This is a genomic window from Breoghania sp. (assembly GCF_030066895.1).
GTDB lineage: Bacteria > Pseudomonadota > Alphaproteobacteria > Rhizobiales > Stappiaceae > Breoghania.
On the sequence record NZ_JASJAV010000047.1, the window covers coordinates 1 to 6353 of the forward strand.

1 protein-coding gene is annotated in these 6353 nt (G+C 60.0%); it reads right to left on the bottom strand.

Annotation, left to right across the window (positions count from 1 at the left end):
- Positions 1-1706: 1706 nt before the first annotated feature.
- Entirely contained in the window at positions 1707-2681 is a 975-nt protein-coding gene (locus QNJ43_RS26345; RefSeq protein ID WP_300474959.1) for a hypothetical protein, read from the bottom strand.
- Positions 2682-6353 lie beyond the last annotated feature (3672 nt).

Below are 6353 nucleotides of genomic sequence, written 5' to 3' on the forward strand. Positions count from 1 at the left end.
TTGCGACAAATCTTCCTGTTTGATTTGTCTATCGATTAGCTTACCTCGCTCCCATTAGTTGCCCTTTACTCCCAAAGGTCACTACCCAGTCAGGCAGAAAATTAAATTTTCCCCTAAGGATCAGACCACCACCCTGTCCCTTACCCTACGCATGCGCCTGTGGGCTACGCCCTACCCACGTGGTGGCGCCCTCATGCGTCGGGGTAGGGGAACTCGTCCATTTTCCTCCGGCGGTATAGAAAGAACGGTCCGGGGACGAACGAGCGGGGAGGTAGGGTGGGAGTCTACTAATGGGAGCGAGGTAAGCTAATCGATAGACAAATCAAACAGGAAGATTTGTCGCAATCGATGTTGCTTACCAGTCGCTCCCATTAGTTGCCCGAATGCAACAGATAGTGTGGAGGGGAGTTCGGCCCGGGACAAGCTATTCCATACGGATTGTAAGCTCCAGGTCGACCCGCTGTTGCAAAGGGGGAAAACCCCCAGGGAGACGCCATACGCCTGTGGGGGCTGAGACTTAGGGATCGGGTCCGGGCCCTGCCCGACGAGGCGTACAGGGGGCGCGGATCCCGCCCTGCTCAACGTATCAGCGCGGGGAGAGTGCTGATGTTGAGGTGGACACCAGGGAGAGCGGTGAGCTCTGTGGGTCCTGAAAACACTCGGGAAACTGAGCTGTCCCCAGTCCCTGGACAGCCCTCCACGGCTGTGAGGGTGGACAGAAAAGGGGGGACTCACCTAGACAAGCAGTAACTGAGTTTCCCAGCTAGAGCCCGAAAGGGGCGATGAACGGCGACCGTCGGGTGGTCGTCCGAGTGAACACTAGTGTACAGTGCTGCCTGCCACCACACACGGTGACAGCACGTGTAACCCGTTCCGCAGTCCGGATACATCTCGTAGATAGAAGGAGGCGAAAGTGGTGGGGGTAGCCCACGTCGCAGCTCTGAGTATCTCGGACAAGGCAAAGGTTGATTGCAACGCGATCGATGCTGCCAGGGCGCGGATTTCATGTACGCTAGTGGAGGCTAGGCGCGCGTCTTCCTCGGATGCGTGACGGTACGCTAGCCTGAGAAGCTTCACCACCCATGCCGAAATCGTGGCTTTTGCTACCGGATGCCCGTTTTGTCGGAGCGCCAAAAAGAAACGGGAACGGTTAGGAGAGCGGCGCTCGGCCCAGGAATGGTAGTCACGGAGAGCTGACACCGGACAGAGTGTCAGCTCTCCCGGGTCATCTGTAATAGCCGATAAGGATCTGATGACGATCGGCGCATAACGGGCCTCCCCCTCTGCTGTCGAACGAATCTTCGGGAGATAGCCCGGAAAAGGTTCGAGAATGACCCCTGCACGAGTGAAAGTGATTCGCCGGGGATCGATAGCATGAATGTCGCCCCGCCTTCGTGCTGAAGCCAATAAAAGGAGAAACACCGTCTTGGCCGATCGCCACAAGGGTTGGTCAGGATCGGGTGGGGAGAAGGGTGGTTTAGTCAACACTCTGAGGACCAAGTTAAGGTCCCACCGAGGGAAGGAGAAGCATGCCCGTGGACGCTCCGCTCGAAATGAGCGGAGGAGACGGGAAACATGATAGGAGTCTGAGAGGGAGCGACCCGCGGCACCCCAGACCGAATGGATTGCCGACCTGTATCCGTCAATGGAAGTAGGGGCGAGAGATTCGTCCTTAAACAGAAACAGGAAGAAATCACAAACGGCGTTTATAGGGGCCTGGAGTGGATCGACACCCCGGCGTTGACACCAAACAGCGAACTTCGTCCACTTTGAGTCGTAGATGCTCTGTGTGGACGGGCGAAGGTGGCTGGTGGCAACGCGGCGCGACACCTCTGTAGAAAATCCCTGGTCTGTTGCCTGTCGGAAGATAGTCGACAGGCGTGAAGATCGAGGGAATGGATCGCGCCGAACAGACGTCCGTTGTGAGGCATGCTTAGAAGATCGGGACGCGGCGGCAGGGCGACTGGATGGTCGATGAGAAGATCCAGGAGAAGCGGAAACCAGGGGCGGTTTGGCCACCTTGGTACGACGAGGGTGATCAGGCACGGCCCTTCCGTCGTGAGCTTCGTTAACACTTCTGCGACCATGGCCCAGGGTGGAAAGAGGTAAGCGTCCATCCCTTTCCAGTCGCAGGACATGGCGTCTACTGCGAAGGCCGCTGGGTCCGGATACGGGCTGATGTACGTTGGGAGCTGGAAAGTCAACTCCGTGGCCATCAGGTCGATGTTCGGCTTGCCCCACACCTTCCACAGCTGAGCCGTCACTTGGCGGTTCAGCGTCCACTCTGTGTTGACTATTTGATCCCCCCGGGAGAGGAGATCGGCGGTCCGATTCAGGCGCCCGGGGATGTGCCGGGCGCGAATCGTCATGTTTCCGTTCAGGACTAGGGCAAACAGATCCTGAGTCAGATCCATGAGCGTCATGGAGTGGGTGCCACCCTGACGATTGATGTATGATACCGTGGTGGTATTGTCGGACGCTACTAGGATCCGTTTGCCCCGCCAGAAAAGTGGTTGAGCTTGGAGGGCCCGTATGACCGCCAGAAGTTCCAGGGCGTTGATAGAGAGGGTTCGTTCGAGGGGGGACCATTCCCCCTCGGCCTGGAAATCCACTGCATGGGCGCCCCAATGACGGGTGCTGGCGTCCGTGTAGAGGATGATCTGAGGGTCGTACGGGCCCAAGGGAACCCCTTTCAGTGAGTGGGCAGGATCTGCCCACCATGAAAGGGCCATCTGAGCCGCTGTGTCCAAATGGACAGGTCGGCTCAGAAGATGGACCCCAATCCGGAACTGGTGACGTAGACAGAAATGAATTGGACGGATATGGAGTCTGCCGAAGGGCACTAGCTTCTCCAGAGATCCTAGGGTTCCCAGTAGAGAGAGCCACTGTCGAGCTGGAGCCGTCCCCAGTGAGAGTAGGGAGCGGCAAGCCAGCCGTGCTGCCTGCCAACGGTCCGGAGGGGGGCAGCACAGTCCCACCTGGGTCCGGAAACGTACCCCCACATAGACGAAGTCTTGTGTGGGGACCAGTTCGGATTTTGCCAAATTCACCCCCAGGCCTAGCTGACGGAGGAGAGACAAGACCTGGTGAGTCCACTGGCGGCAAAGTATAGGGGACTGAGCTCGGATGAGCAGGTCGTCCAAGTATCTGTGAAACAGGATACCTTGCGAGTGGAGGTGAATGGCCAGGGGTGCTAACAAGCGTGTGCAGACCAGCGGGGCCGGGGCCAAGCCGAACGGAAGGGCCCGGAACTGGAAGACTTGACCCGCCACCACAAAACGTAGGTACTTGCGAAACCAAGGAGCTATCGGAATGTGGAAGTAGGCATCCGTCAGATCCAGGGAGGTAGCCCAGTCTCCCGGCTGGATGGCGGCCGAGATGGAGCCGACTGTCTCCATTTGGAAATGGGGGCAGTGGAGCACACGATTGAGGCAGCGGAGATTGATCACAGGACGGAGCTTCCCGTTTTTCTTGGGTACCAGAAAAACGTTGGAGTAAAAACCGAGTGACTCTGGGTGCGTCACTGGCTCGATGGCTTGTTTCCGAAGGAGAGCTTCGGTCTCTGTGATCAATGCTGCTCGATTTCCTGGACAGGCCGACTCGTGTTGGGCCCAAGCGCGAGTCAGCGGTGGTCGAGCGTCGGCGAAGGACGGGGCGTATCCCCCGTCGATTACCGAGAGTACCCATGGATCGTCGGTAATGCTTCGCCAAGCCTCCAGGTAGTGAGACAGGCATCCGCCGACGGGACGCTCGTCGGCGCATGAGCAGGGATTGCCGAAGTCTTCCTGCCAAACCCGGGAGAGAGAGGAGTCAATCTCTGTTGGGTGGTTGGCGTTGGCCCCCGTCTTTTCGACGTCGGTGACGATCGAAACGGCGACGGTGCTGTCCTGCCGGCCGCTGGGTCCCGGAAGCGGGGCCGGTGGCCGCTTTATGGCCGGCCGCCGGGCGGCGGTCGGAGGCTGCAGGTCGGCGATTCCCCCCGGCTCGCGGGGGGATGGAAGAGGAGGGCCGTTGTGAAGACGACGACGAGAGACGTAGAGAGGCCAGCTGGCGGGTGGACTCATGAGCCGCATCGTCTCTGGCCGCCTTGGAGACCTCCGGGAGCGTGGGGAATAGGTCCGTCGACATGAAGGAACCATTCCGCAGCGATCGGCGTAGGTGTGGGCCCAGGTAAGATCGTAGCTTGGGCAGGAATTTATCTCGCTGCGCCAAGGTGAAATTTACATCTACGCCGACTATAGCCCCCATGGTGTCCGAGGCGGAGAGTTTGGCGTGGGCTGAGTAATCCGCGTTGGAGACTGCTAGTGTCTCCAGATGGTTGAGTCTGTCCATTACGTCTCCCCTGCCCAGGGAAGGGACGTCGGCCTTCAGGTCGGCGATGGCCTGAATGAGCCGTTCTGAATCCGCCGCCGCCCCTTCCAGGAAATGGCGTGTATACCCGGTGGCAGCTAGTGCCGTACGGGTGGAACGCTCGACGACTTCCCGCTGTTTGCGGGGTAGGGAGATTGGACCACGAGCGAGACGGCCGACGGCGTCATCGTCAGGTAGTGTAGAAATCTCCCGGAATCCCCTAGGACGATCCCGAGGCCGATGCAGGAATGTGCCCTCAGAGCAGGCTTCGTACCTGGTGAAGATGCTGCGGAGTGCTGAGGGTGCGAAGGGGGTGCTGGTGGATGACTCCAACTGACGGTCGAGGGTGGTGTCGACCACTTCATACCAGCGACTCATGCTGTAATGCTGCTCCAGCCCCCGTACATTCCTGGACCGGGCTCGGCGATCCGGGTGACTTACCAGTTCCTGCCTGGGAGCCAAAGGCTGCGCCAGGCCAGCATCTACCAGCCGCTGAAGTGCCTCGCGAAAGGTAGCAAAGCCCCCTTCCGGTACCGAGTCGGGGAGGCGTTCCGTCGACGGAGAGCGGTACCGGGACCTGTGCGGTGAGGGGGATCGAGAGGCCGAGAGGTCCGAGCGTGATCTCGACGAGGAACGTGAAGAACGGTGCCTACAGTCAGCGGCTGGGGAGAACGATCGGGACCAGGAATCCCGAATGCGTTTCCTGCTGGGAGGCGAGCGCCGCGCCCTCTTGCGGTCCCGGGTGGAGTCCCGTGTGACGACTTCGCCAGCCTGGTCCTGCAGGCGAGTGTGGGCCCACTCCCGGGAAACCCGGGAGGCAAGTCTCGGCACAGCCGAGACCTCCACACGACGAAGAAGCGGCAGAGGGGACATCCTGCTCGGGTCCGCGGTACCCCCTCCGACCTCCCTAGCCGAAGGCTGGGAGGACGGGGACATCGTCCACTCGGTGGTGCCACCTCGTGAGTGGAGTATCGGTGGTTGCGAGTGGACGGAGAGAGGTACCCGGGCCGATGGCGTGTCCAGGCGGTGGCTGGAAGTAGAAGAAAAGGAAGACATAGTAACTGGGTTAATAGATGACCCGTCGGTACCCCCGGCTGCCGCCGGGACCCCCCCTAGGGAGGCAGGGGGGTCACGGCGGTCAGTGGCCCCCAGCTGACCCAGACGTTGCTCCATCCGGGCTTCGAGGGTCGACCAACGGTCAGCCCACGAAGCTTCGAGAGAGTCCCGAAAACGGGAGAGAACGTCCTCTAGGCTGGTAACGGGGACCGAGTCGGAACAATCCCGGACGGACTCTACGGCCGTATCCGACGAAGAGGGCGGGGGGGAAGAAGGCTGTCCGGGGTGTTCCGTCCCTTCCTGGGCAGAGGCCGAAAGGGTAAGATCCTGGGAAGAAACAGGGTCAGCCTGGGGACGACGAGAATGCGCCGCCAACCAGGCGTCCCTGTGGGCGATACAGGTCCGCAATTGGGCGTCAGACCAGTGTTTGCATTGTTGACAAGGTTTCTCCCCAGGATCCGCCCCTAACTGGGTTCGCGGGCATAACCGGTGAGCATAGCAACAAGAGTGTACGTCGCCCGGAGTAAGGAGTACGTCACACTCATGCTGCCGGCAACGGCGGGGTTTAGACGAAGACGGCATGTCGGGTCCGCGACAGACCAGCGTACAATCGACCCGGAGAATAGCCCGCAAGAAACGACGAAAAGAGACGCGCAAAAGCAGTCTCGAAAGCGCAACAAGCAACCAGTAAAGGATACTCAGAGCAAGGATACTTGAAGATAGCCGGACTGGGTTGGTCAGCTCCAAAGCAGGTGTACACCGTGTCCACAAGGAAGGTCGACGGTCGCTTCAGGATTAGCTGATGGCGTAGATGACAGGTGAGAGACGTCTGTTGTCTAGCGCAGTCAGGAGGAAAATGGACGAGTTCCCCTACCCCGACGCATGAGGGCGCCACCACGTGGGTAGGGCGTAGCCCACAGGCGCATGCGTAGGGTAAGGGACAGGGT